Below are 24894 nucleotides of genomic sequence, written 5' to 3' on the forward strand. Positions count from 1 at the left end.
CTCTTCCCCAACCGCGCCCCTCAGCGCCGCCGGTGAAGGGGTGTTTACGGATGCCGGTCGGGGGCCGCAAGGCCTTTTTTGCGCCCTCGCCGCATTTTCCCGGCGGCGCCATGAAAGCCTTGAAAACAGCAGGTTGGCGGCAACTAAAGCCACGCCGAGGGCACGGGTCGAGCAAGAAACTTCGCCTTGCCGCACGTGTCAGGCGGCGCGGCTGCCGGGCTGCCTCAGGGTCATCCGGATGCAGACGCTCGACTCGTCGAGTCATCCGATTCCATCGCCCTCGCGTAAACCTGTTCGATGCATCCCGCATCTATCGACAAGGGAGAAGTTCATGATCCGCAAGACCGTGCTGACCATCACCGCTGCCACCTTCCTCACGGCGCCTGCCTTCGCGCAGGACCAGATGGACATCGTCGACACCGCGGCAGAGGCCGGCAGCTTCTCGACGCTCCTCGCCGCGGCAGAGGCCGCAGGTCTGGTCGAGACCCTGAAGGGCGAGGGGCCGTTCACCGTCTTCGCGCCGACGGACGAGGCATTCGCGGCCTTGCCAGAGGGCACGGTCGACAATCTCCTGATGGAGGAGAACCGCGACCAGCTCACCTCGATCCTCACCTACCACGTGGTACCGGGCGAGGTGATGTCGTCGGATCTGGAGGACGGGATGGAGGCCGAAACGGTCGAGGGCTCCACGGTCACCATCTCCACCTCGGGTGGCGTGATGGTCAACGACGCGACCGTGACGCAGGCAGACATCGATGCGTCGAACGGCGTGATCCATGTCATCGATTCGGTGCTGATGCCCGAGTGACATTATCCGAAACGAGGAAGGGCCCCCGCGGGGGCCCTTCCTTTCAGTGCAGAACCGCGTCCATCGGCGGCTGTCTGCTGGATGACGACACCCGGTTGCCCACGAGCAGGCCGTCGCTGCCCACACTTACGTTCACCTCGTCTCCCTCGGACACCTCGCCCGCCAGAAGCATCTCGGCCAACTGGTCCTGCAGTGCCCGCTGGATCACCCGCTTGAGCGGCCGCGCCCCGAACACCGGGTCGTAGCCCTCGTCGGCCAGCCACTTCCGCGCACCCTCGTCGAGGTTCAGGACGATGTTGCGCTGCGCCAGCCGCCGCTGCAGACGACCGATCTGGATCTCGACGATGCCGTCCATGTCGTCCCGGCTCAACCGGTCGAAGATGATCGTCTCGTCGAGCCGGTTCAGGAACTCCGGCCGGAAGTGCGCCCGCACCGCGTCCATCACGTCGCGCTTGGCCTGCGCCGCATCCGCGCCGTCCGGCAGCTGGCTCAGCGCCTGGCTCCCGAGGTTCGAGGTCAGGACGATCAGCGTCTGCTTGAAGTCGACGTGGTGACCTTGACCATCGGTCAGCATCCCGTCGTCGAGCACCTGCAGCAGCACGTTGAAGACGTCCGGGTGCGCCTTCTCGACCTCGTCGAAGAGCACGACCTGATAGGGCCGGCGCCGCACCGCCTCGGTCAGCACCCCGCCCTCGTCGTAGCCGACATAGCCCGGCGGGGCGCCGATCAGCCGGGCGACCGCGTGCTTCTCCATGAACTCGCTCATGTCGATCCGCACCATCGCGCTGTCGTCGTCGAAAAGGTACTCGGCCAGCGCCTTTGTCAGCTCCGTCTTGCCGACGCCCGTAGGCCCGAGGAACAGGAACGAGCCCAAAGGCCGGTTCTCGTCGTTGAGCCCCGCGCGCGCCCGCCGAACCGCGTTCGACACCGCCCGCACCGCCGTCCGCTGGCCGACGACGCGCTGCCCAAGCTCCTCCTCCATGCGGAGCAGCTTGTCGCGCTCGCCCTCCAGCATCTTCGCGGTCGGAATCCCGGTCCAGCGCTCGACCACCTCGGCGATCTGCTCGGGCCGCACCGCCTCCTCTACCAAAAGCGTATCTTCGCGCTGCTCCGCCGCCGCCAGCTCGCGCTCGAGCTGCGGAATGATGCCGTAGCTCAACTCACCCGCGCGGGCGAGGTTGCCCTCCCGCTTGGCCCGGTCGAGCTCGCCGCGCGCGGTGTCGAGTTCCTTGCGGAGCTGCTCCGCCGCGTTCAGCTTGTCGCGCTCCGCCTGCCACTTGGCGGTCATCTCGGCCGACCGCTCCTGCAGGTCGCCCAGCTCGCGCTCCAGCTTCTGCAGCCGGTCCTTCGAGGCGTCGTCATCCTCCTTCTTCAGCGCCTCCGCCTCGATCTGCTTCTGCAGGATCTCGCGGTCGAGTGCGTCCAACTCCTCGGGCTTGGAGTCGACCTCCATCCTGAGCCGCGACGCCGCCTCGTCCATCAGGTCGATCGCCTTGTCCGGCAGGAACCGGTCGGTGATGTAGCGGTGCGAGAGCTGCGCCGCCGCCACCAGCGCCGAGTCGCTGATCCGCACCCCGTGGTGCAGCTCGTACTTCTCCTTGATGCCGCGCAGGATGGAGATCGTGTCGACGACGGTCGGTTCCTCCACCATCACCGGCTGGAATCGCCGCGCCAGCGCTGCGTCCTTCTCGACATGCTTGCGGTACTCGTCGAGCGTCGTCGCGCCAATGCAATGCAACTCGCCCCGCGCCAGCGCAGGCTTCAGCAGGTTCGAGGCGTCCATCGCTCCGTCGGCCTTCCCGGCGCCGACCAGCGTGTGCATCTCGTCGATGAAGAGCACCACCTCGCCCGCGGCCGCGGTGATCTCGCTCAGCACCGCCTTCAGCCGCTCCTCGAACTCGCCGCGATACTTCGCGCCCGCGATCAGGCTGCCCATGTCGAGCGCCAGCAGCCGCTTGCCGCGCAGGCTCTCCGGCACGTCGCCATCGACGATCCTGAGCGCCAGCCCCTCGGCGATGGCCGTCTTGCCGACGCCCGGTTCGCCGATCAGCACCGGGTTGTTCTTGGTGCGCCGGCTCAGCACCTGCATGGTGCGGCGGATCTCGTCGTCGCGGCCGATGATAGGGTCGATCTTGCCCTGCTCCGCCGCCTCGGTCAGGTCGCGCGCGTACTTCTTCAGCGCGTCATAGCCTTCCTCCGCGCTCGCGGTGTCGGCCGTGCGCCCCTTGCGGACATCGTTGATCGCGCCGTTCAGCTTCTGCGCCGTGACCGCGCCCGCCTCCAGCGCCTCGCGTGCCTTGGAGCGCACGACCGCCAGCGCCGTCAGCACCCGCTCCACCGGGACGAAGCTGTCGCCGGCCTTGATCGCAAGTTTCTGCGCCTCGTCCAGCACCTTGGCCGTCTGCGTATCGAGGTAGAGCTGCCCCGCCCCGCCCGAGACCTTGGGCACCTTCGCGAGCGCCGCATCGACCGCCTCGAGCACGCGCTCGGGCGCGCCGCCGGCGCGGCGGATCAGGTTCGACGCCAGCCCCTGCTCGTCGTCCATCAGCGCCTTCAAAAGGTGCTCTGGCGAGACGCGCTGGTGATCCTCGCGCGTCGCGATCGTCTGGGCCGCCTGCAGGAATCCGCGCGACCGCTCCGTGAACTTCTCAAGGTCCATCATCCACTCCTCGTTTCGGCACCCCCGCTCACCGCCCGTTCGGCACGGTCTCAGGGGCCACGACTTTCATGTGGCGATAGTGCAACAGGCGTTCAAGCCGAAGCGCAATGAAAACGGGCGCAGCCGTCGCCGCGCCCGCTTCAACGCCATCTCGAAATTCAGTTCTCGATGATGACTTCCTCGTCGCGCCCCTCGGGACCCGACGGAGTCGGTTCGAACGGTTCCTGCACGCCGTCCGGGTCGACGACCACATCGTCCGGCTGGTCTTCCGCAGCCTCGGGGATCAGCTCTTCGACCGGCCCTTCCGTCTCCAGGACCTCGCCTTCCGCCGGGGCCACCGGCGGATCGACCGGGTCGCCAGGCAGCTCGCCTTCCTCAACGGGTGCCTCGTCGGCCGTCTGGCCTTCAGAGAATGACGTCGTGCCGGGCACCGGCTCGTCCTCGGCAACCACGGCGGCGGGCTCCTCTGTGACCGCCTCGACGTCCTCTTCCGTCAGCGGATTGCCCAGCCCGGTCATCAGGATGATCGTCAGGATGAGCAGCACGGCCACAGCCAGTACGAGGATCATCCAGAACACGCTCACGCCCCGGTCCGCGCGCCGCAGGCGAAGATCCATTCCGGCCATGGTCGTTCTCCTTCGTATTGTCTCTGGTTCAGGCAACCGACCTCAACCTATCACGGTTCCCCTCGCCGCTTGACCTCCGAAGCCGCGGCCGCCACTCCACATCACGAAAAATCGTGAGGAGAGGCCATGAGAAACGCCGATGACAGACTGATCGTGGCGCTCGACGTGCCGGATGCCGTCTCAGGCCTCGCCCTTGCGCAGAGCCTCGCGGAGACGGTCTCTTTCTACAAGATCGGTCTCGGGATGCTGACGGGGGGCGGACTCTCCCTCGCACGCGAGCTCAAGGACGAGCACGGCAAGCGCATCTTCCTCGACATGAAGCTCTTCGACATCGGCGCCACGGTCGAGGCGGCGGTGCGTGGCCTCGCCCGCTTCGAGCTCGACTTCCTCACCGTCCACGGGGACCCGCACGTGGTCCGCGCCGCGCGCGAGGGCGCCGGCGGCAGCGACCTCCAGATCCTGGCGGTCACGATGCTGACCTCGCTCGACCGCAGCGACCTCGACGCAGCGATGATCGTTCCGGGAGACGTCGCGGGCATCGTTGTCGAGCGCGCGGCACGTGCCTTCGAAGCCGGCGCGCATGGCGTCATCGCCTCGCCGCAGGAGGCCGCCGCCATCCGTGCCCTGCCCGAGGCGCGGGGCCGGCTCATCGTGACCCCCGGCGTGCGCCCGTCCGCCGCGCCGAGCCACGACCAGAAGCGCGTGGCCACGCCCGGCGCGGCGATCGAAGCCGGTGCCGACCACATCGTCGTCGGCCGCCCGATCCACGCCGCGCCCGACCCCGCCGCCGCGGCGCGCGCCATCCTTGCGGACCTCCCGCTCCGGGCCGGCTGATCCCGCATACTGCAGCTGGCGTATGTACGGGAGCCATACGCTTGTCATACGCCAAGCATACGCTCAGAATTGGCCATGCCCGCCCTCTGCCGCGACTGTCACACGAGCCTCGACGCCGGCACCCGCTGCCCGGCCTGCCGCTCCCCGCGTGTCCTGTCGCACCCCGAGCTCTTCGACCTGACGATCGCCCACATCGACTGCGACGCCTTCTACGCCAGCGTCGAAAAGCGCGACGATCCCGCCCTCCGTGACGTCCCGTTGATCGTCGGCGGCGGCCGCCGCGGTGTCGTCACCACCGCATGCTACATCGCCCGCATCCGCGGCGTCCGCTCCGCCATGCCCATGTTCAAGGCGCTCCGCCTCTGCCCCGACGCGGTGGTGGTCAAGCCGCGCTTCCCCGCCTACGTCACCGCCTCCCGCGCGATCCGCGCGATGATGGAAGAGCTTACGCCCGCGGTCGAGCCGCTCTCGCTCGACGAGGCGTTCCTCGACCTCGGCGGCACCGCGCGGCTGCATCGCGCTCCGCCCGCCGTCCTGCTCGCCCGGCTCGCGCTGCGGATCCAGCGCGAGCTCGGCCTGACCGCCTCCATCGGGCTCTCCCACAACAAGTTCCTCGCCAAGATCGCGTCCGACCTCGACAAGCCGCGCGGCTTCTCCGTCATCGGACGCGCCGAAACGCAGGCGTTCCTGCGCGACCGGCCCGTGGGCCTGATCTGGGGCGTCGGCCATGCCACGCAGGAGGCGCTCGCCCGCTCCGGCATCCGCACCATCGCGGATCTGCTGCGCTGGGATCGGCGCGATCTCGTTGCGCGCTTCGGCAGCTCGGGCGACCGCCTTTGGCGCCTCGCGCGGGGCGAGGACGCGCGGCGCGTCCATCCGAACGCGCCGGTGAAAAGCATCTCGAACGAGACGACCTTCGACGAGGACACCTCCGACCCCGATCTTCTCGACGGCCACCTCTGGCGCATGGCCGAGAAGGTTGCCGACCGGGCCAAGGCCAAGGCGCTCTCCGGCCGCGTCGTCACGCTGAAGCTCAAGAAGGCGAGCCATGCCGTGCTGACCCGGCGCCACGCTCTGCGCGAACCGACGCAGCTTGCGGACAGGATCTACCGCGAGGCGCGGGTGCTCCTCGACCAGAGCGGCGCAGCAGCGCCCTTCCGACTGCTGGGCGTGGGCCTCTCCGACCTTATGCATGAGGGTCGCGCCGACCTCTCCGCCGACTTCCTCGACCCGCGCGCCGCCGCCCGAGCCGAAGCCGAACGCGCGGCGGACGCAGTCCGCGCGCGCTTCGGACACGACGCGATCCTCAAGGGTCGCGCCCTCCGCTGAAGTTACTCCGCCGCGAGCGGCATCTCGCACCGGCCGATCCGCACCACGTCCTCTGCGATGCCCATCAGCAGACTACGGAAATCATCGTATCCCGCGTGTGGCTTGATCGTCGCCTCATCCATGTAGAGGCGGCGGTCGATCTCGATCTGCACCGCATGCTGGCCGCGCGACGGCCTGCCGTACTGCTGGGTCGTGTAGGCGCCCGCGAAAGGCGCATTCCGCGCCACGACCAGCCCGGCGCGGCGGAATGCTTCCTCGACAGCATCTACCACCTCGGGCGCCGCCGCCGCGCCGAAGCGATCGCCCAGGACGACGTCGGTGCGGCGATGGCGCCCGGCGCACACATTTTCGATCGCCTCGTGCGGCATCGAATGGCAGTCGACCAGTACCGCCTCGCCGAACTGCCGCAGGTTGGCCGTAACCAGATCCGCCAGTGCCGCGTGATACGGCCGCCAGTAGCGCTGGACACGGTCGCGCGCCTCGGCCAGCGGAATCTTCGCCTCGTAGATCTGCCGCCCGTTCGCCACCACTCGCGGGATCACGCCAAGGCCCGAACTGACCCGCGGATTGTGCGCAATGCGCCCGACACCCTCCACCACCGCCGGGTCGAGCTCGTCCGCCGCCCGGTTGAGGTCTACGTAGGCGCGCGGCGCCACGGCAGCGATGAGCGGAGCTCCGAGCTGCGTCACACCCTCGAAGAGATCGTCCATAAAGGCATCTTCCGACGAACGAATCGCGTGCCGGTCAAGCACGGAGCGCGCGAGGAACTCGTCGGGATAGTACGACCCCGAATGGGGAGAGGCGAAGATGACGCTTGTCGTGCGGACAACTGGCTCCTTCAGCGTAAATGCCGTCGACGTCATACTCATCCTCCCTGCCAAGACCGGATATAGCCGGATTTGCGGAAGGCGCCAAAGGCTCTTGCATGGCCATCCGACTCCTTTTATAGCCACGCAAATCGACGCGGGGCTTCCTCGCGTCGTGTTCGTTTTCGGCCGGTGACGGTCGGGCGGGCGCGTAGCTCAGCGGTAGAGCACTACGTTGACATCGTAGGGGTCACAGGTTCGATCCCTGTCGCGCCCACCATATTCTTCGCCGCTTGGTTCGGCACAAGGGCAAGGCGCATGCGCGCCGCGACAAGAGGAGAGGGCCGGTGAAAGTCAGGAACTCGCTCCGCTCGCTGAAGACGCGCCATCGCGATTGCCGCGTGGTGCGCCGCAAGGGTCGGATCTACGTCATCAACAAGACGCAGCGTCGGTTCAAGGCCCGCCAGGGCTGAACTCGAACGCAACGACGCAAGAGGGGCCGCGGATTGCTTCCGCGGCTCCTCTGCTTTTCGTCTACCTCTCGATCAGCTGCCGCACGCTGTCGGCCAGCAGCTGCACCACCGTCGGCTGCGTGAGGAACCCCGTCCCCGGCAGCTCGCGCGCATCCTGGTAGCGCCGGATCGCGCGCCGCGTCGATTCGTCGAACGCGCCGTCGACGGTGCCCGGGTTCAGGCCCAGCGCGTCGAGCCGCTGCTCGACCAGCCGCGCGGTCAGCGGGTTGAGGCCCAGCGCCCGCTCCGCCGCCAGCGCCGCCTCCCGCTCGGCCGAGCGTTCCCGCTCCACGTCCAGATCGCCGAGCGCGTCCCGCGCCGCGCGCACGAAGGCACCCTCGGGAAAGCGGTCGATGTAGCGCTCGAAGGCGTCCGCCGTGCCCGTGTTCGACGCCAGCCGCCACGCCGCCAGGTCCGCCGGTGTGGCCCTTCGGCGCTCCGTGCTCGCCAGCCGGTCGCGGGCGATGTCGGAGAAGGCGCCGTCCGGATACCGATCAAGATAGCGGCGATAGCCGTCCTCGGTCCCGCGGTCCCCCGTCTCGCGCCAGAACGCCCGATCGTCGCGCTCCTGCCGCACCCGGCGCTCCTCCGCCTGACGGTCCAGCTCGCGCGAGCGCGCCACTGCGTCGCGCCCCAGCTCGTTCACCTGCGCCGCATCCAGGTAGCCCGTCGCCTCCAAGCCGCCTGCCGACTGCCAGGCGCGGATCGCACCGCGCGTACCGGGGCCGAAGATCCCGTCGATACCGCGGGTGTCGAAGCCGAGCAGCACGAGGTCCCGCTGCACCTGCTGGCGCTCTTCCCGCGTCAGGCCCAGCGCCCGCTCTTCCAGTTCGGCCAGACGCCCCGGACTCGCCAAGAGCTCGTTGATCCTCAGCCGCGCCTCGACGGCGTTCATGCCGCGCGGATAGCGGTCGAGGAATCGCTCGTACCCCCGCACCGTATCCGTGCGTCGCGCCTCATCCCACGCCTCGGCCTCCAGCGCGATCGGGCTCGCAGCGCGCCCCGCCTCGACGAAGGCATAGCGGTCGGAGAGAAAGCCCGAGATCCGTGCGCCGTCGATCGCCTCCACACCGCGCTGCAGCGAGCGGCCGGGCTCCGCCAGCACGTCGCGCACCACACGCTCGGCCGCGCGCGGCGTCGCACGGATCAGCGTCACGCCCTGCGGCAGCGCCGGGTCGTCTACCCCAGCCTGCAGATATCGCCCGAAGTCACGCTGCATCGGTTCCGTCGCAAGGACGAGCACGCTCCGCCCCGGAGCCTCTCCCAATACAGCGAGCACGGTCGAAACGGGCAGCGCGCGCGATGGCAGGCGCGTCAGCGACGGCAGGTCCGTCTCGACCGGCAGCAGGTAGGTGTCCGTCGCCGACGACAGGAAGTGCCCCGAGAGGACGACGAGCAGCTTGTCGGCCTCCGACGCCTGCTGCACGAACTGCGCCAGCGCGGCCAGCGTCTCCTCATGCCCCGCGTCCCGCCGTGAGATCACTTCCACACCCTGCCGGCCGAGCCCCCGCGCCGCGTCGACGACATCGTCGCCCCGCCGCAGATCGTCTATCCGGTCGTAATTCTCGTTCCCCACCACGAAGGCCAGATCGGCCGCGCAGAGTGGTGTTGCACAGGCGGCGGCCAGCATGGCCAGCCGGAGTCGTCGGAACATCATGTCACCCTCGAAGCAGCGTCTCAGTCGTAGGTCCTGAGATCCTCTATGATCTTCCCATCCCGGGGCAGCGCCCCAAGCGGCACAACCTCGACGTAGGCCCGGAGCTTGGTGATATCCAATATCGTCTCGGCGTAACGCGCCGACTCGCCTGCACCCGCCTCGACGCGCACGGTCATCCGGTCGGCCTCGCCCTCGCGGTCGACGACGACGCGGGCGCGCTTCACCTCCTCATGGCGGCGCACGAACTCCGCGACCTGCTCGGGCCGTACGAACATGCCCTTGACCTTGGTGGTCTGGTCGGCGCGACCCATCCAGCCCTTGATGCGCATGTTCGTCCGGCCGCAGGGACTGGCGCCCGGCATGACCGCGCTGAGGTCGCCGGTGGCGAAGCGGATCAGCGGGTAATCGGGGTTCAGGGTCGTCACCACGACCTCGCCCACCTCGCCCTCCGGCACGAGGTCTTCGGTGCCGGGCGTCACGATCTCGACGATCACGCCCTCGTCCACGATCATGCCCTCCATCGCGTCGCTTTCGTAGGCGATGAGGCCGAGGTCCGCCGTCGCATAGCACTGGCGGCAGGCGACGCCACGCGCGGCGTAAGCTTCGCGCAGCGAGGGGAAGAGCGCGCCGCCGGAGACGGTCGCCCTGGTCACTGAAAGCTCCAGCCCCAGCTCGTCCGCCTTGTCGAGGATCACCTTCAGGTAATCGGGCGTGCCGGCATAGACCGTCGTGCCCACGTCATGCGCCGCCCGCGCCTGCAGCTCCGTCTGCCCCGTGCCCGCGGGCAGCACCGCCGCGCCGACGGCGCGGGCGCCGCTCTCGAACATCATGCCCGCCGGCGTCAGGTGATAGCCGAAGCAGTTCTGCACGATGTCGCCCCGCCCGACGCCGCTCGCATGGAGGAAGCGGCCGAGGCGCCACCAGTCCCGCGCGACCCCGCCCGGCTCGTAGATCGGGCCCGGCGACTGGAAGATGTGGGCGAAGTCCGCCGGCGCGCGCGCGGCATAGCCGCCAAGCGGCCGACGCTCCGACTGCGCCTGCGACAGATCCGACTTCCGCAGCACAGGCAACCCGGCCATTGCGTCGCAGTCCCTGACCTGCGCCACATCGACGTCGCGGAGGGATTCTGCGTACCCTTCCAGCGCCTTGGCGTTCGCTATCTGCTTCGGCAGGCTGATGGCCAACGCCGCGTCCCGCTCGTCCGCGGAGCGCGTCTCGAGCTCGTCGTAATGCTTCAAGACTTCTTCCTCTCGTCTGCCTCGGGTCAACTGAGCCAGCGCTTTCGGCGGCGGTAGGAGCGCACATCGCGGAACGACTTACGGCCGGTGTCGGACATGCCCAGGTAGAACTCCTTCACATCGGGGTTCTCGCGCAGCGCCGCCGCCTCGCCGTCCATCACGACGCGGCCCGACTCGAGGATATAGCCGTAGTGGGCGAAGCGGAGGGCGACGTTGGTGTTCTGCTCGGCCAGCAGGAAGCTGACGCCCTGCTCCTCGTTCAACGTTCTGACAATGCCGAATATTTCCTCGACGAGCTGCGGCGCGAGGCCCATCGAGGGTTCGTCGAGCAGGATCGTCTCGGGCCGGGACATCAGCGCGCGGCCGATCGCGCACATTTGCTGCTCGCCGCCGGAGGTGTAGCCTGCCTGGCTGTTCCGGCGCTCCTTAAGTCTCGGAAAATACACGTAAACCATCTCAAGGTCGGCGGCGACGGCGGCGCGGCCGTCGCGGCGGGTGTAGGCGCCGGTGAGGAGGTTCTCCTCGACCGTAAGGTGCTCGAAACAATGGCGTCCTTCCATTACCTGGATCACGCCGCGCGCCACGAGGTCCGAGGGCGCGAGGTCCTGCACCCGCTCGCCGCGATAGAGGATCGATCCCTTGGTGACCTCCCCCCGCTCGGACCGCAGGAGGTTGGAAATTGCCTTTAGAGTCGTGGTCTTGCCCGCTCCGTTGCCGCCGAGGAGCGCGGTGATGCCGGCCTTGGGGACGCTGAGCGAGACGCCCTTCAGGACGAGGATCACGTGGTTGTAGATCACCTCGATGTTGTTGACCTCGAGCAGCGTTTCGCGGGTCTGGGCGGCGTCGAGCATGGGGCGCTCCTCGGAGGCGTTCTTTCAACTTTGTACAAGTTTCTAGGGGCGGTCTTGCAAGTTCTTGCAAGATTTCCGGGTTTTCCGGGCCCGGATCGGCCCGCCGGACGGCCTTGAAGGGCCTCCGGCGAGGTCCGCGTCGCGTCAGCTTCCGGGGCAGCCCGGGGTGATGTTGTTCTCCTGCGCGTAGGACATGCTGTCCCCCTCGACGAGCGGGTCGATCACCTCGGCGTCGGCCTGAATAAAGTCGGTCAGCGGCTCCCATGTGCCCGCCTCGGCGTTCCACTGCTGGACGAGGCCGTAGCCCGACCCGCCGTGGTCCTGGCAGGAGACGGAGAATTCGGGGCCGATGCCCGGCGCGCCCCATTCCTCCATCGTGGCTTCCGTGACCTCGAGCGCTTCCATCCCGTCGCGCATCTGCGCGGCGGTGATGGCCGAGGTGCCGTGGATCTCCTGCGCCTTCTCGATGGCCTCGGCGGCGAGCATCGCGGCATACATCCCGCGGGTGTAGAGCACCGAACCGATGGAGGAGCCGCCGTCCCCGGCGCCGAGCCCGGCGTCGATGACGTGCTGCCGGATCTCGTCAAAGACCGGATACTCCTGCACCCGGTTCATGTTGAGCGACTTGTAGCCGTCGGCCGCGGCGCCGGCGGGCGTCACGTCGTGCTCGGCCCCCGCCCACCAGTTGCCGATGAAATTCTCCATCGGGAAACGGATGTTCGCGGCTTCCTGAATGGCGACCTGGTTCATCACCCCCCAGCCCCACATGATGACGTAGTCGGGCCGGTCGCGGCGGATCTGGAGCCACTGGCTCTTCTGCTCCTGGCCCGGATGGTCGACCGGGATCGTCGTCAGCTCGTAGCCGTGCTTCTCCGACAGTTCCTCCAACGTGCGGATCGGCTCCTTGCCGTAGGCGGAGTTGTGGTAGATCAGCGCGATCTTCTTGCCGGAGAGGTCGCCGGCGTTCTCCTCGAGGAGGTGGTTGATCGCGACCGAGGCCGCGTCCCAGTAGTTCGCGGGGTAATTGAAGACCCAGTTGAAGACCTCGCCGTTCGCGGCGGAGGTGCGGCCATAGCCCATCGTGTGGAGCGGGATCTGGTCGGCCTCAACCTTGGGGATCAACTGGTAGGTGATGCCGGTCGAGAGCGGCTGGTAGATCAGCGCGCCCTCGCCCTTGGTCGCCTCGTAGCACTCGACGCCGCGCTCGGTGTCGTAGGCGGTTTCGCACTCGATCAGCCGGATCGGCTCGCCGCCAATCCCGCCGTCACGTTCGTTAAGGAGCGTGAAGTAGTCCTGGTAGCCGTCCGAGAACGGAATGCCGCCCGCCGCGTAGGGGCCGGTGCGGTAGCTGAGGTCCGGAATGACGAGGTCCGCCATCGCGGTGCTGGCCGCGAGTGTCGCGGCGAGCGTTGTGAGGGTCAGCTTCATGTTGGTTCTCCCTAAGTTCTTTTTGTTGTTCAGGTACGGCGCGCCTCGGCGCGTCTTCGCATCAGTACGGAAAGGGCCATGACCGCAGCTTTTCCTTGGTGGTGCGCCAGAGCGCGGCGAGGCCGTGCGGTTCGGCGATGAGGAAGCCGATGATGAGCGCGCCGACGATGACGAGCTCGAGATGCGCAACCAGCGTCGTGGGCCAGCCCAGGCCATCGCGCAGCACGTTGGTCAGGAACACCGGCAGGAGCACCATGAAGCCGGCGCCGAGGAAGCTGCCGAGGATCGAGCCGAGGCCGCCGATGATGACCATGAAGAGCACGAGGAACGACTTGTCGATGCCGAACGCCGAGCCGACCTCGACCGCGCCGAGATAGACCGCGAAGAAGAGCGCCCCGGCGATGCCGATGAAGAAGGACGAGACCGCAAAGGCCGAAAGCTTGGCGCGCAGCGGGCTGACGCCGATGATCTCGGCCGCGATGTCCATGTCTCGGATCGCCATCCAGGTGCGCCCGACGCTGCCCCGCGTCAGGTTGCGCGCGATCCAGGCGCTGGCCACGACGAAGACAAGGCAGAAGAGGTAGGTCGCCCAGGCGTCGGTGGCGGCGCCGGTGATCGGCACGCCGAGGACGGTGCGCTCCGGCGCGCTGATCTGTCCGGACGCGGAGTAGTTGTAGAACCACGGCACGCGGTTGAAGAGCCAGACCAGGAAGAACTGCGCGGCGAGCGTGGCGACGGCGAGGTAGAAGCCCTTGATGCGGAGGCTCGGCAGGCCGAAGAGCACGCCGACGCCGGCGGTGATGGCCCCCGCGGCGATGACGTGGAGCGTGATGTTGATGTCCGGGAATGCCGTCATCAGCTTGTAGCAGGCATAGGCGCCGACCGCCATGAAGCCGCCGGTGCCGAGGCTGACCTGCCCGCAGTAGCCCGTCAGGATGTTCAGCCCCAGCGCGGCGATGGCGTAGATCAGGAAAGGCAGGAAGACCGCGTTGAGCCAGTAGTCGTTGATGACGAACGGGATCACGAGGAACGCGACCGCCAGCGCCGCCCAGTAGGCGCGGCGGTCCATGCGGATGGGAAAGGTCTGGCTGTCGGCGACGTAGCTCGTCTTGAAGTCGCCGGCCTCGCGGTAGATCACGTGCAGCCCTCCCTGCGGGCGACGCGGGAGAGCCGTGCTTCCTCCTCAAGCGGCGCGCTCGCCCCGGCGCCGGAGCGGCGCGAGGTCTCACGGATCATCGTCAGCGCACCCTCCCGCCATCTTTGCTCCTGAAACATCCCCGCCGGAGGCATCCGCCCTCTCCATCCCTCAAACACGCTCGATGATCCGCTCGCCGAAGAGGCCCTGGGGCCGGAACACCAGGACGATCAGGGCGAGGACGTAGGCAAACCAGTTCTCTGTCGCGCCGCCGACCAGCGGGCCGACGAAGAACTCGAAGAGCTTCTCGCCCATGCCGATGATGAGGCCGCCGACGATGGCGCCCGGGATCGAGGTGAAGCCGCCCAGCATCAGCACCGGCAGCGCCTTGAGCGCGATCAGGCTGAGCGAGAACTGCACGCCGGACTTCGCCCCCCACATGATCCCGGCGACCAGCGCGACGAAGCCCGCAATCGACCAGACCAGGATCCAGATGTAGTTCAGCGAGATCCCGACCGACAGCGCCGCCTGGTGGTCGTCGGCCACCGCCCGCAGCGCCCGGCCCTGCTTGGTGTACTGGCTGAAGACGACGAGCGCGGTGACGAGGAGCGCGGCCACCACGGTGGCGGCGATGTCGAGGTTGTCGATGAAGAAGCCGTAGCCGAAGGCGTCGAACGTGACGCGGTCGATGGTCTCGTTGATGCCCTGCGGGAGGCCGACGTCGAGCGTGCGGATCTCCGAGCCCCACATCAGGTCGCCCACGCCCTCGAGGAAGTAGGCGAGGCCGATCGTGGCCATGAAGAGGATGATCGGCTCCTGGTTGACCAGGTGGCGGAAGATGAAGCGCTGCACGAGGATCGCGAAGAGCACCATCACCAGCGCCGTCAGCACGATCGCGGCGAGCGCGGGCACCTGCCAGCCGAAGCCGTGGATGTCGGTCCCGAAGACGGTGTTCATCAGGTGCGCGAAGGGCACCTGCCCGTCCATGATGCCCACGAGCGTCAGCGCCGCGAAGAGCGCCATCACCCCCTGCGCGAAGTTGAAGATGCCAGACGCCTTGAAGATCAACACGAAGCCCAGCGCGACGAGGGCGTAGAGCACCCCCGCCATCAGGCCGTTCAGCGAGACTTCGATGGCGTAGAGAAGCTGGTCGGGCATCAGGCGGCCTCCCACGGCGCGACACGGTCGGGGGGCGCGGCGGCGCGGCACGCGCCGATCCGCGCCGAGGTGCCCCGGAGGGGCGGCGAGAAGCGGATCCCACCGTCAGTCATGAGCGACCCCCAGATAGGCATCGATCACCTCCGGGTTCGCGCGCACCTCGTCGGGGGTGCCGTCGCCGATCTTGCGGCCGTAATCCATCACCACCACCCGGTCGGAGAGGTCCATGACCACGCCCATGTCGTGCTCGATGAGCGCTATGGTGGTGCCGAACTCGTCGTTCACGTCGAGGATGAAGCGGCTCATGTCCTCCTTCTCCTCCACGTTCATGCCGGCCATCGGCTCGTCGAGGAGCAGCAGGTTCGGCTCGGCGGCGAGCGCGCGGGCGAGCTCCACCCGCTTCTTGAGGCCGTAGGGCAGCCGGCCGACCGGGGTCTTGCGGATGCGCTGGATCTCAAGGAAGTCGATGATCTTTTCGACTACTTCGCGGTTCGCCATCTCCTCGCGCTGGGCGCCGCCCCGCCAGACCGCCTGCCGGAAGAGGCCGGTCCTCATGTGCGTGAGCCGGCCGGTCATGATGTTGTCGAGGACGCTCATCCCGTCGAAGAGCGCGATGTTCTGGAACGTCCGGGCGATGCCCTGCCGGGCGACCTGGTAGGGCTTCATCGGCGGGCGCCGCTCGCCGCGGAACCAGACCTCGCCCTCCTGCGGGTTGTAGAAGCCCGAGATGACGTTCAGCATCGACGACTTGCCCGCGCCGTTCGGGCCGATGATCGCCCGGATCTCGCCCTCGCGGATGTCGAAGGAGATGTCCTTGATCGCCTCCACCCCGCCGAAGCGCAGGGTGATGTGACGCATGTCCATCAGCACGCCGCCGATCTGGCGTCCATCGGCGGTGCTCACCGGCTCCGTTGCCTCGGCGACACTCACTGCACGCCTCCGATCCGTGCGCCGAGCGTCGTCATGAGCCCGACCGCCGCGCCGTAGGCGGCGATGTGCGGCAGCCAGCGCACCACGCAGACGGTGCCGCCCTCCGACAGCGCCACGATGATCCACACGCCGAAGCCGCCGGAGATCCCCCCGACGATCGGCGGCCTGAGCCACGGCCACACGAAGGCGCCGGCGATCACAGCCAGCACGAGGCCGGCGAACGCGAGGAGGAGCGCAGCATTGCGGCCGGTCATGAGGCCTCGCCTCTGCGCGCGCTTGACGCAGCAGCGATAATGCTCTTGGATGATAGGTCCGGGGACGACGGAGCAATACTATGAACGTACACCAACCTCTGGTGGCGTTGGCGTCCTCTATGATCCAACGGGAAGTTGAGTTGGGAACATCGCCCAACGAGTGTTTCAACAGGCTTCAGCCGATCCTTGTCCCGGAAACTTCTAATTCCGCAGATATCAACCGTCTTAAGGTGCTGATTGCCAGACTGTACGTAGGTGCCGACCAAAGCTTTCATTCCGCCGCCATCCTCTCGGCGGAGCCGACCACCTCGGCATCTTGGATCTTCAGCGTGGCGCGGATGCGGCCCTTGCGGCCGTCCTCGTAGGTGACCTCGGTCTCGGTGTAGATCTCGGACTTGCCCGAGTAGAGCGCGTCGATCAGGTCGGCGTACTTCTCGGCGATGATGTTGCGGCGGACCTTGCGGGTGCGGGTGAGTTCGCCGTCGTCGGCGTCGAGCTCCTTGTGCAGGACGAGGAAGCGGTGGACCTGGCAGGCCGAGAGCATCGGGTCGTGCGCGAGGGAGGCGTTCACCTCGCCCACATGGTCGCGCATCATCGCGAGGACCTGCGGGTGCTGGCTCAGCTCCTGGTAGGAGCCGTAGGCGATGTTGTTGCGCTCCGCCCAGTTGCCGACGGCGGTGAGGTCGATGTTGAGCATGGCGATGCAATGGGTGCGGCCCGCGCCGATCACGACGGCCTCGAGGATGTTGGGGTAGAACTTGAGCTTGTTCTCCACGTACTTCGGCGCGAAGAGCGCGCCGGAGGCGAGCTTGCCCACGTCCTTGGCGCGGTCGATGATTCGGAGCTGCCCGGTCTCCTCGTCGAAGAAGCCGGCGTCGCCGGTCGCGACCCAGCCCTCGGGATCCTTGGTCGAGGCGGTGCTCTCGGCGTTCTTGTAGTACTCCACGAAGGTGCCGGGGGAGCGGTAGAAGACCTCGCCCGAGTCCGCGATGCGGATCTCGACGCCGGGGCTCGGGACGCCGACGGTGTCGGAGCGCACCTCGTCGTCGGGCTGCTGGGTGATGAAGACCGACGCCTCGGTCTGGCCGTAGAGCTGCTTCAGGTTGATGCCGAGGCCGCGGTAGAAGTCGAAGATCTCAGGCCCGATCGCCTCGCCCGCGGTATAGCCGACCCGGACGCGGGAGAAGCCGAGCGTGTTCTTGAGCGGGCCGTAGACCAGCGCCTCGCCCAGCCGGTAGAGCAGGCGGTCGCGCGCGGGCACCGGGCGGCGGTCGAGAAGTGCGGGGCCGGCGCGGCGGGCGACCGCCATGAAGCGGTGGAAGAGCCACCGCTTGAGGCGGCCGGCGTCCTCCATCCGGATCATCACGTTAGTGAGCTGGGTTTCGAAGACCCGCGGCGGGGCGAAGTAATAGGTCGGCCCGATCTCGCGCAGGTCGGTCATCATCGTGTCCGCGCTCTCGGGGCAGTTGACGCAGAAGCCGCACCAGTAGGCCTGCCCGACGGAAAAGATGAAGTCGCCGACCCAGGCCATGGGGAGATAGGCGAGGATCTCCTCGCGCTCCGTCAGGCGGTCGAACTCGGCGGAATTCCTCGAGGTCTCGATGATGTTGCGGTTCGAGAGCACCACGCCCTTGGGGCGGCCGGTGGTGCCCGAGGTGTAGAGCATGACGCAGGTGTCGTCGTAGCCGAGCGCGTTCGTGCGGGCGCGGAGTTCGGGCAGGAGAGCGCCCTGCGCCTCGCGCCCCCGCGCCTGCACGTCGGCATAGGAGGACATGCGGGAATGGTCGTATTTCCTCAGGCCGCGCGGGTCGAGGTAGACGATGTGCTCGAGCGTGTGCAGCCCCTCCTGCACCTCGAGCACCTTGTCGACCTGCTCCTGGTCGCCGGCGACGATGAAGCGCGCGGCGCAGTGCTCGAGGACGTAGGCGACCTCGTCGCCGACCGCGTCCTGGTAGAGCGGGACGGGGACGGCGCCGCAGCGCTGCGCGGCGACCATGGCCCAGTAGAGAGCGGGTCGGTTGCGGCCGATGATCGCGACGTGATCGCCCGGCGCGAGGCCGAGTGACAGGAGACCCAGGGCCAGCGCCTCGACCTCGGCCGCGGTGTCGGCCCAAGTCCAGCTCTGCCAGATCCCGTATTCCTTTTCGCGGTAAGCGGTGCGCCTCGCGAACGCCCTGGCGTTCCGCGCAAGCAATTCAGGGATCGACGTCGGCGCCGCAGGCGCCGGCTGGTCAGCGGTCACCCGATCCTCCCCCTGCGCCCGCTGCTTGTGCGCAAGACTCTCCGGTCTGCGGGCGTCCCGGGCACCATACCGCGCCGAGCACGTATGGCAACGTTGCCGCTACGGGAGGCGCCGCCCCAGTCCGAGAGGGGCGGCGGGAGGCGTCAGTCGTCCCACTCGGGCAGGGCCTCGACCTCTTCGCGGGTGATGTTGACCATGTAGTTGCCGTTGTCCCAGGTCAGCCGGTCAAGCGGGATTACCCTGTCGCTGTCGCCGATGCCGAGGAAACCGCCGGCCTCGACCACGATGGCGACCGGCGTGCCGCCAGCGTCGATGAGGACATTCTCGACCTCGCCAAGGTTCTCGCCGTCCTGCGTCACGACGTCGGCCTCGTCGAGCGCCGAGAGGCTCGAGACGTCGAAGATGTCCTGCGCCGAGGCGACGGCGGGAATGGCGAGGAGGACGGCGACCGTGTGGATGATGCGCATGGAGAAGCTCCTGTCGTTGGGACTACCTCTGCAACGTTGCGCGACGCGCGGCGTTCCGAGGCGCCGCAATCGGCGCGAGCGGACGTGTGGTCGTGATGCAACTGTTCCGTGCAAAATGCTCCAGCGAGGAACCCGAGATGCAGCGGAGGCAGGAATCCGCCTATCACTGGTGAGCTGCCAGACGGAGTAGACATTGATGAGCGCCATGTTCGCCCCCGACCTCGCCATGCCCGCCGAAGTGGCGGACGACATGTCGAGCTTGAGAAGCTTCCTCGCCGGACTGCCGCGGGCGACCCGGCAGGCTTGCGCCGTCGCCCTGGCGGCGCAGCTGGTCGAGGACGCCGCCTACTTCAACGCGGAGGACGACGCGCTGCCGCTGACATCGCGGCTGATGATGCTGTCGCACGACCTCAGCCGGATCGCCGGGCAGTTCCGCGAGGCGGCCTGACGGGCTACTGCGCAGCCAGCGTCGCGGCGGGTTCGACGCGGACGGCGCAGAACTTGAACTCCGGGATCTTTCCGTAGGGGTCGATCGCGGGGTTCGTCAGCAGGTTGCCCGCGGCCTCGACATAGGCGAAGGGCACGAAGACCATGCCTGGCGAGACGGCACGGTCGGCCCGCGCCATCAGCTCGATGCTGCCCCGGCGCGAGGTGAGGCGCACCTGACCTCCCGCCTCCACACCCATCTGCCGCAGGACCGAGGGGTGCAGCGCGCATGACGCCTGCGGCTCGAGCGCGTCGAGCGCGGCGGAGCGGCGGGTCATCGAGCCGGTGTGCCAGTGTTCGAGCTGCCGGCCGGTGGTCAGGACGAAGGGGTAGTCGGCGTCCGGCACCTCGTCGGGCGGGACCAGCGAGGCCGGCGCGAAGCGGGCCCGCCCGCCCTCGCGCGGGAAGCCGTCGCCGAAGACGATGGACTGGCCAGGGTCGTCCGGCGAGAGCGACGGATAGGTGACGGCGCCCTTCTCCAGCCGCTCCCACGTGATGTTCGCGAGCGAGGGCATCAGCGAGGCCATCTCGGCGAAGATCTCGCGCGGCTGGGTGTAGCGCCAGCCGAGGCCGAGGCGGTTGGCGAGGTCGGTGGTGATGCGCCAGTCCTCGCGCGCCTCGCCGGGGGGCGGCAGCGCCGGGCGGCCCATCTGCACCTGCCGGTTGGTGTTGGTGACGGTGCCGGTCTTCTCGAAGAAGGCCGACGCCGGCAGGATCACATCAGCGAACATCGCCGTCTCGGTCAGGAAGATGTCCTGGACGACGAGGTGGTCGAGCTTCGCCAGCGCCTCCCTCGCGTGGGAGACATCGGGGTCGGACATCGCCGGATTCTCGCCCTGGATGTACATCGCGGTGATGTCGCCTGCGTGGATTGCGTCGACGATCTCGGTGACGGTCAGCCCCTTCTGCGCCGACAACGCGGTGCCCCAGAGACGTTCCAGGTTGCCGCGGAAGGTGGCGTCCTCGACCGACTTGTAGTCCGGCAGGAACATCGGGATGAGCCCCGCGTCGGAGGCACCCTGGACGTTGTTCTGGCCGCGGAGCGGGTGCAGGCCGGTGCCGGGGCGGCCGACATGGCCGCACATGAGCGCGAGGCTGATCAGGCAGCGGGAGTTGTCGGTCCCGTGGACGTGCTGGCTGATGCCCATGCCCCAGAAGATCATGCCGGCGCGGGCGCGGGCGAAGGTGCGGGCGACGGTGCGGATCGTCTCGGCGTCGATACCGCAATGCTCGGCCATCTTCTCGGGCGGGAAGCCCTGCAGGTGGCGGACGATGTCGTCCCAGCCCTCGGTGAAGCCGGCGACGTATTGCTGGTCGGCGAGGCCTTCGGAGACGATCACGTGCATGATCGCGTTGAGCAGCGAAACGTCGGTGCCCGGCTTGAACTGCAGCATGTGGGTCGCATGGCGGCGCAGCGCCTGGCCGCGCGGGTCCATGACGATGAGCTCGCCGCCGCGCTTCGCGAACTGCTTGAAGAAGGTGGCGGCGACGGGGTGGTTCTCGACCGGATTGGCGCCGATGACGATGGCGCAGTCGGCGTTCTCGATCTCGTTGAACGTCGCGGTGACAGCGCCCGAGCCCACGTTCTCCATCAGCGCAGCGACCGACGAGGCGTGGCAGAGGCGAGTGCAGTGGTCGACGTTGTTGTGGCCGAAGCCCTGCCGGATGAGGCGCTGGAACAGGTAGGCCTCCTCGTTGGTGCACTTGGCGGAGCCGAAGCCGGCAACCTTGGTGCCCCCTGCCCGCCTCAGCCCCGCGGCGGCGGCGTCGAGCGCCTCGTCCCACGTCGCTTCGCGGAAGTGGGTGAGCGGGTTGCCGGGATCGACGACCATGGCCTTGGGCACGCCCGCGCGGCGGATCAGGGGCCGAGTCAGGCGGTGCGGGTGGTGGACGTAGTCGGTGCCGAACCGGCCCTTGACGCAGAGCCGCCCCTCGTTGGCCGGACCCTGCGCGCCGTCGACCTTGAGAATGCGGTCGCCCTTCAGCTTGACCGACACCTGGCAGCCGACGCCGCAGAACGGGCAGACGCTGAGCACCTCGCGGTCCCAGTCGGCGCCGTCGCCGCGCTGGTGCTCGTCGAGGACGCTCGCCTCCATCAGCGCGCCGGTGGGGCAGGCCTGCACGCACTCGCCGCAGGCGACGCAGGTCGAGTCGCCCATCGGGTCGGCCTGGTCGAAGACGGGCAGCATGCCCCATGAGCGGCCGGCCATGCCGATCACGTCGTTGACCTGCACCTCGCGACAGGCGCGGACGCAGAGGTTGCACTGGATGCAGGCGTCGAAGTTGACGCGCATCGCCGGGTGGCTGGCGTCGGGCTGCGGCGCGGCCTCGCGGGCGGGGAAGCGGCTCTCGCCGACGCCGGCCGCCACGGCGGTGCGGCGCATGTGGCTGGAGCGGTCGTGGGCGTGCGCAAGGTCCGGCTGGTCGGCCATCAGGAGCTCGAGCACCATCCGACGGGCGCGCTCGGCGCGGTCGGAGGCGACCCGGACCTCCATCCCCTCGGCCGGCTGGCGGATGCACGAGGCGGCGAGGCGTGGCTCACCCTCGATCTCCACCATGCAGGCGCGGCAGTTCCCGTCGGCGCGGTAACCGGGCCAGTCCTTGTGGCAGAGGTGCGGGATCACGGTGCCGTGGCGCTTCGCGACCTGCCAGATCGTCTCGCCCGGCACAGCCTCGACCTCGGTGCCATCGATTCGGAAGCGGGTCGCCATGCCTGCCGAGACTAGGGGCCCGTACGCCGCTTGGCGAGCATTTGTGCAAAGGGTGCCGTCAGGTGCGGACCCGATCGACTTGGTGTACATTGTGTTAACGGTTTGCGCCGCCGCCCGAGTCGACGAGGGTGTGGGCGCCGGATTTTGACGAGTTCCCGCGTGCGCGAAGGCAACCGATCCGCCGAGCGTGCGCCGCGAAGGGGAGGGTTGTGTTGAAGGGCAAGAGCGAGGCGGCACGCGCCGCGGAACCGGCCGAGGACCCGACGCTGCGACCGCTCGATGCGGACGAGCTTGCGCAGCGCCTGGCCGAAGCACGCGAGAAGCGGGCCGCAGTCCTGGCGGACAAGGAACAGAAGGCGCGGCCGAAGCCGCCGGGCAATCCGTCGCAGCCGATGCAGACCGCGTCCGACCTCGCGCGGCCCAGCCAGAACGCGAGGCGCGGCGCGGCAGCCGCTGGATCGACGCTCGGCAGGTTCCACGAGAGGATCGCGTCGAAGGGCAACCGGGCCGCTGCGCCGGCCGCGGCGCCGGAACCTGTGCAGGACGCGAAGCCCGAAGTCATCCCGTTCGAGGCGCGGCCGGTGCGGATGCCGCGCGCCGCCATTTCGGCTCCTGCTGCGGCGCCGGCGGCGCAGGCGCCCGTGCGCCGGTCGGCGCGGGTGACGCTGGCCTTCGTCGGCGGACTGGCGCTCGGGGCGGCGCTGGCCCTTCCGGGGCCGCTGCGGAGCCAGGTCGCGCAGCTGCTCGATGCAGCATGGGTCGAGGAGACGGCGTCGGAGTGGCTCGGGCTCGGCGCCGGGACTGCATCGGCCCCCGCGGCCGGGGAGGCGGCGGGCGATGGCGCCGGCGCTGGATCTCAGGAAGCGGCGGAAGGGCGGCGGCTCGCCGCGCTGCCGCCGGCCACGCCGAGCGACCAGCCCCCGCAGGCGGCCACGGGGATCCTGCCGCCGACGGCCGGTGCGTTCTCGGACGCGGCCCCGGCCCCGACAGGCACGGACGATGCCCCGGCGGCCGCGCGGCTTGCGCGGCCCACGCGCGACGGGGCTCTCCCGGACGGTGCCTTGGCGACGGTGACCCCGCTGGTGCGGCCGGGGACCGCGGACGCGCCGCGTTTCCCGGCCCCGCCTGCCGCAGAACTGGCGAACCTTTCCGTGCCGTCAGCCCATTCCGGCGGCACCACGGCGCGCGCGGCAGGTTCTGCGCCCGGTGCGCTGGCGCCGGACAGGGTTGCTGCGACGACCGCTGCGCCACTGCGTCCAGAAGGCGCGGACACGCCGCGCCCTCTGGCGCCGGCCGACGCGGGACAGCGACTGACTGCCCTGCCGACCCTCGTCGAGGAGCGGCCTGCAGTTTCGGCCGCGGCGGCCTTGGCCAACCCCGGCGCAGACTTCGCACCGGGCGTCGACCAGATGGCCCGTGCGGAGGCGCTGGCGCTGGCGCCGGCGGCGCCGCGGGCGACGGACTTCGGCGACGTGCGGCGGCCCGGCGCTGTGACGGAGGTCGAATTGGCGATGCGAGCGCAGGTGCCGCTGGCGGCGCTCCGGCCCGGCGCGCTGCCGGCCGCGCTGGCCGAGGGGCCGCGCCGGCCGCCTGGCGCGTCTCCTGTTCGGCTCGGTGTGGCGCCGGTGCAGGGCGCGGCGCTTGCGCCGCTGCCAGCCGCGCTTGCGCCGGCCCCAGCGCGTGCCGGCGACGCACCCAGCACGCCTCTGGCAGGCCGCGCGGACGTCCGCCCATGGGTAGGCGGCACGGACGTGGAGCCAGAGCCGCGACCGGATGATCTCGCCCCCGGTCGGCGACTCTACGTGCACGCGCCCAGCGGCGTTGCGGCAGCCATGGTCGCGGACGCGGCCGGCGGCCTGCTCGATGCCGGCTACCAGGTCGAGGATCCGATCGCCGTCGACTTTGCGATCAGCGAGAGCAATGTCCGCTACTTCCACGCCGGAGACGAAAGGGCCGCGGCCGACGTGGCGGAGCGGCTGGGGGCGCGGCTGCGCGACTTCACCGAGTATCGCCCGCAGCCCGACACCGGCACGATCGAGGTCTGGCTCCAGGGGCGGCCCGAGCCGAGCGCGCAGGTCGTCCGGCAACAGCCCTCGCAGGGCGTCCGGAACGCCCCGACGCGCACGGTCGTGAGGGATCAGGCCGGCGGGACGCAGCGCATCGTGGTGGAGGAGCGGCCGGACCGGAGAGGCCTGCTCGCGCTGCTCTTCGGTCGCGGCTCGGAGGCCGCGCCGCGCGCGGCGGGGAACACCCGATCCGGCTCGGACCGCGCCGTCTCGTCCTTCAGCAACAGATCGGACCGCCAGTCAGGCACCACGAGCAACTCGTCCGGCAGCCGTACAGACCAAGGCTCCACCGGGTCGATCGGGTCCGGCGGATCGTCGGGCAACGGCGGGACGTCCGGCAACGGCGGCTCGTCTGGCGGCGGCGGCTCGTCTGGCGGCGGCGGGTCGTCTGGCGGCGGCGGCTCGTCTGGCGGCGGCGGGTCTACCGCTGTTGGATCGTCCGGTGGCGGCGGGTCGTCCGGCTCGCTGGGCGAAACCGCACGCGACACTGTTTCATCCGCACGCGACGCCGTCGCCGACGCGGTGAGTGACCGCGGCGGGAGCAATCGAGGCAACGGGCGCGGCGCATCACAGCGCGACAGCCGGGGCAACTCCGGCAAGGCCAAGGACGACAAGGGGAAAGGCAAGGACAAGGACAAGGACGACGACGATAATGACGATGACGATGACGATGACGATGACGATGACGATTGAGTTT

The 24894-nt window shown here is 69.0% G+C and carries 21 protein-coding genes and 1 tRNA gene; 7 read left to right on the top strand and 15 right to left on the bottom strand.

Annotation, left to right across the window (positions count from 1 at the left end):
- Positions 1-331 precede the first annotated feature (331 nt).
- Positions 332-808: a fasciclin domain-containing protein gene (locus JM664_RS16575; protein WP_227421042.1), complete on the top strand. Its 477-nt coding sequence runs from the start codon at positions 332-334 to the stop codon at positions 806-808.
- 43 nt (positions 809-851) lie between these two features.
- Here JM664_RS16575 and clpB read toward each other — a convergent pair whose 3' ends face one another.
- Together clpB and JM664_RS16585 are read right to left on the bottom strand one after the other, a co-directional pair.
- Positions 852-3467 carry an ATP-dependent chaperone ClpB gene (gene clpB / locus JM664_RS16580; protein WP_227421043.1) on the bottom strand — a complete coding sequence of 872 codons (2616 nt, stop codon included), beginning with the start codon at positions 3465-3467 and terminating at the stop codon, positions 852-854.
- Positions 3468-3625: 158 nt separating this feature from the next.
- Complete coding sequence (locus JM664_RS16585; protein ID WP_227421044.1) at positions 3626-4093, bottom strand: hypothetical protein; 468 nt, start codon at positions 4091-4093, stop codon at positions 3626-3628.
- Positions 4094-4219: 126 nt separating this feature from the next.
- Between JM664_RS16585 and pyrF the strand changes: the two genes are divergently transcribed.
- Together pyrF and JM664_RS16595 are read left to right on the top strand one after the other, a co-directional pair.
- Positions 4220-4927, top strand: a complete 708-nt coding sequence (gene pyrF / locus JM664_RS16590) for an orotidine-5'-phosphate decarboxylase (protein ID WP_227421045.1) — start codon at positions 4220-4222, stop codon at positions 4925-4927.
- Between the two features lie 75 nt (positions 4928-5002).
- On the top strand, positions 5003-6256 hold the full coding sequence (locus JM664_RS16595) for a DNA polymerase IV (RefSeq protein WP_227421046.1): 1254 nt from the start codon (positions 5003-5005) through the stop codon (positions 6254-6256).
- A 2-nt stretch (positions 6257-6258) separates the two neighbouring features.
- Here JM664_RS16595 and JM664_RS16600 read toward each other — a convergent pair whose 3' ends face one another.
- A complete protein-coding gene (locus JM664_RS16600; RefSeq protein ID WP_227421048.1) occupies positions 6259-7119 on the bottom strand; it encodes an N-formylglutamate amidohydrolase in 861 nt (286 codons plus the stop codon).
- 148 nt (positions 7120-7267) lie between these two features.
- Here JM664_RS16600 and JM664_RS16605 point away from each other — a divergent pair.
- A tRNA-Val gene (locus JM664_RS16605) sits at positions 7268-7342 on the top strand.
- A 67-nt stretch (positions 7343-7409) separates the two neighbouring features.
- Positions 7410-7535: a type B 50S ribosomal protein L36 gene (gene ykgO / locus JM664_RS16610; RefSeq protein WP_227421049.1), complete on the top strand. Its 126-nt coding sequence runs from the start codon at positions 7410-7412 to the stop codon at positions 7533-7535.
- Positions 7536-7596: 61 nt separating this feature from the next.
- Here ykgO and JM664_RS16615 read toward each other — a convergent pair whose 3' ends face one another.
- The 11 genes from JM664_RS16615 to JM664_RS16665 form a co-directional block, all read right to left on the bottom strand.
- A complete protein-coding gene (locus JM664_RS16615) occupies positions 7597-9228 on the bottom strand; it encodes a peptidoglycan-binding protein (protein WP_227421050.1) in 1632 nt (543 codons plus the stop codon).
- A gap of 23 nt (positions 9229-9251) precedes the next feature.
- Entirely contained in the window at positions 9252-10469 is a 1218-nt protein-coding gene (locus JM664_RS16620; protein ID WP_227421051.1) for a phenylacetate--CoA ligase family protein, read from the bottom strand.
- A 26-nt stretch (positions 10470-10495) separates the two neighbouring features.
- Positions 10496-11320 carry an ABC transporter ATP-binding protein gene (locus JM664_RS16625; RefSeq protein WP_227421052.1) on the bottom strand — a complete coding sequence of 275 codons (825 nt, stop codon included), beginning with the start codon at positions 11318-11320 and terminating at the stop codon, positions 10496-10498.
- Positions 11321-11464: 144 nt separating this feature from the next.
- On the bottom strand, positions 11465-12748 hold the full coding sequence (locus JM664_RS16630; protein ID WP_227421053.1) for an ABC transporter substrate-binding protein: 1284 nt from the start codon (positions 12746-12748) through the stop codon (positions 11465-11467).
- A 61-nt stretch (positions 12749-12809) separates the two neighbouring features.
- Positions 12810-13886: a branched-chain amino acid ABC transporter permease gene (locus tag JM664_RS16635; RefSeq protein ID WP_227421054.1), complete on the bottom strand. Its 1077-nt coding sequence runs from the start codon at positions 13884-13886 to the stop codon at positions 12810-12812.
- A complete protein-coding gene (locus tag JM664_RS16640) occupies positions 13883-14023 on the bottom strand; it encodes a hypothetical protein (RefSeq protein ID WP_227421055.1) in 141 nt (46 codons plus the stop codon). The genes JM664_RS16635 and JM664_RS16640 overlap by 4 nt, the downstream gene beginning before the upstream one ends.
- Positions 14024-14054: 31 nt before the next feature.
- Entirely contained in the window at positions 14055-15041 is a 987-nt protein-coding gene (locus tag JM664_RS16645; RefSeq protein ID WP_227421056.1) for a branched-chain amino acid ABC transporter permease, read from the bottom strand.
- 105 nt (positions 15042-15146) lie between these two features.
- On the bottom strand, positions 15147-15905 hold the full coding sequence (locus JM664_RS16650) for an ABC transporter ATP-binding protein (RefSeq protein WP_227421264.1): 759 nt from the start codon (positions 15903-15905) through the stop codon (positions 15147-15149).
- A 62-nt stretch (positions 15906-15967) separates the two neighbouring features.
- On the bottom strand, positions 15968-16225 hold the full coding sequence (locus tag JM664_RS16655) for a hypothetical protein (protein ID WP_227421057.1): 258 nt from the start codon (positions 16223-16225) through the stop codon (positions 15968-15970).
- 271 nt (positions 16226-16496) lie between these two features.
- Positions 16497-18467 carry an AMP-binding protein gene (locus JM664_RS16660; RefSeq protein ID WP_227421058.1) on the bottom strand — a complete coding sequence of 657 codons (1971 nt, stop codon included), beginning with the start codon at positions 18465-18467 and terminating at the stop codon, positions 16497-16499.
- 143 nt (positions 18468-18610) lie between these two features.
- A complete protein-coding gene (locus JM664_RS16665; RefSeq protein WP_227421059.1) occupies positions 18611-18934 on the bottom strand; it encodes a PRC-barrel domain-containing protein in 324 nt (107 codons plus the stop codon).
- 196 nt (positions 18935-19130) lie between these two features.
- Here JM664_RS16665 and JM664_RS16670 point away from each other — a divergent pair, with 196 nt between their 5' ends.
- Entirely contained in the window at positions 19131-19382 is a 252-nt protein-coding gene (locus JM664_RS16670) for a hypothetical protein (protein WP_227421060.1), read from the top strand.
- A 4-nt stretch (positions 19383-19386) separates the two neighbouring features.
- Here the strand turns inward: JM664_RS16670 and fdhF are convergent, their stop codons facing one another.
- Positions 19387-22131 (bottom strand): formate dehydrogenase subunit alpha, encoded by a 2745-nt coding sequence (gene fdhF / locus JM664_RS16675; protein ID WP_227421061.1) that lies wholly within the window; start codon positions 22129-22131, stop codon positions 19387-19389.
- Positions 22132-22343: 212 nt separating this feature from the next.
- Here fdhF and JM664_RS16680 point away from each other — a divergent pair, with 212 nt between their 5' ends.
- Positions 22344-24890 (top strand): hypothetical protein, encoded by a 2547-nt coding sequence (locus JM664_RS16680; RefSeq protein WP_227421062.1) that lies wholly within the window; start codon positions 22344-22346, stop codon positions 24888-24890.
- Positions 24891-24894: the final 4 nt, after the last annotated feature.

The organism is Roseitranquillus sediminis (assembly GCF_016918935.1).
Taxonomy (GTDB): domain Bacteria; phylum Pseudomonadota; class Alphaproteobacteria; order Rhodobacterales; family Rhodobacteraceae; genus Roseitranquillus; species Roseitranquillus sediminis.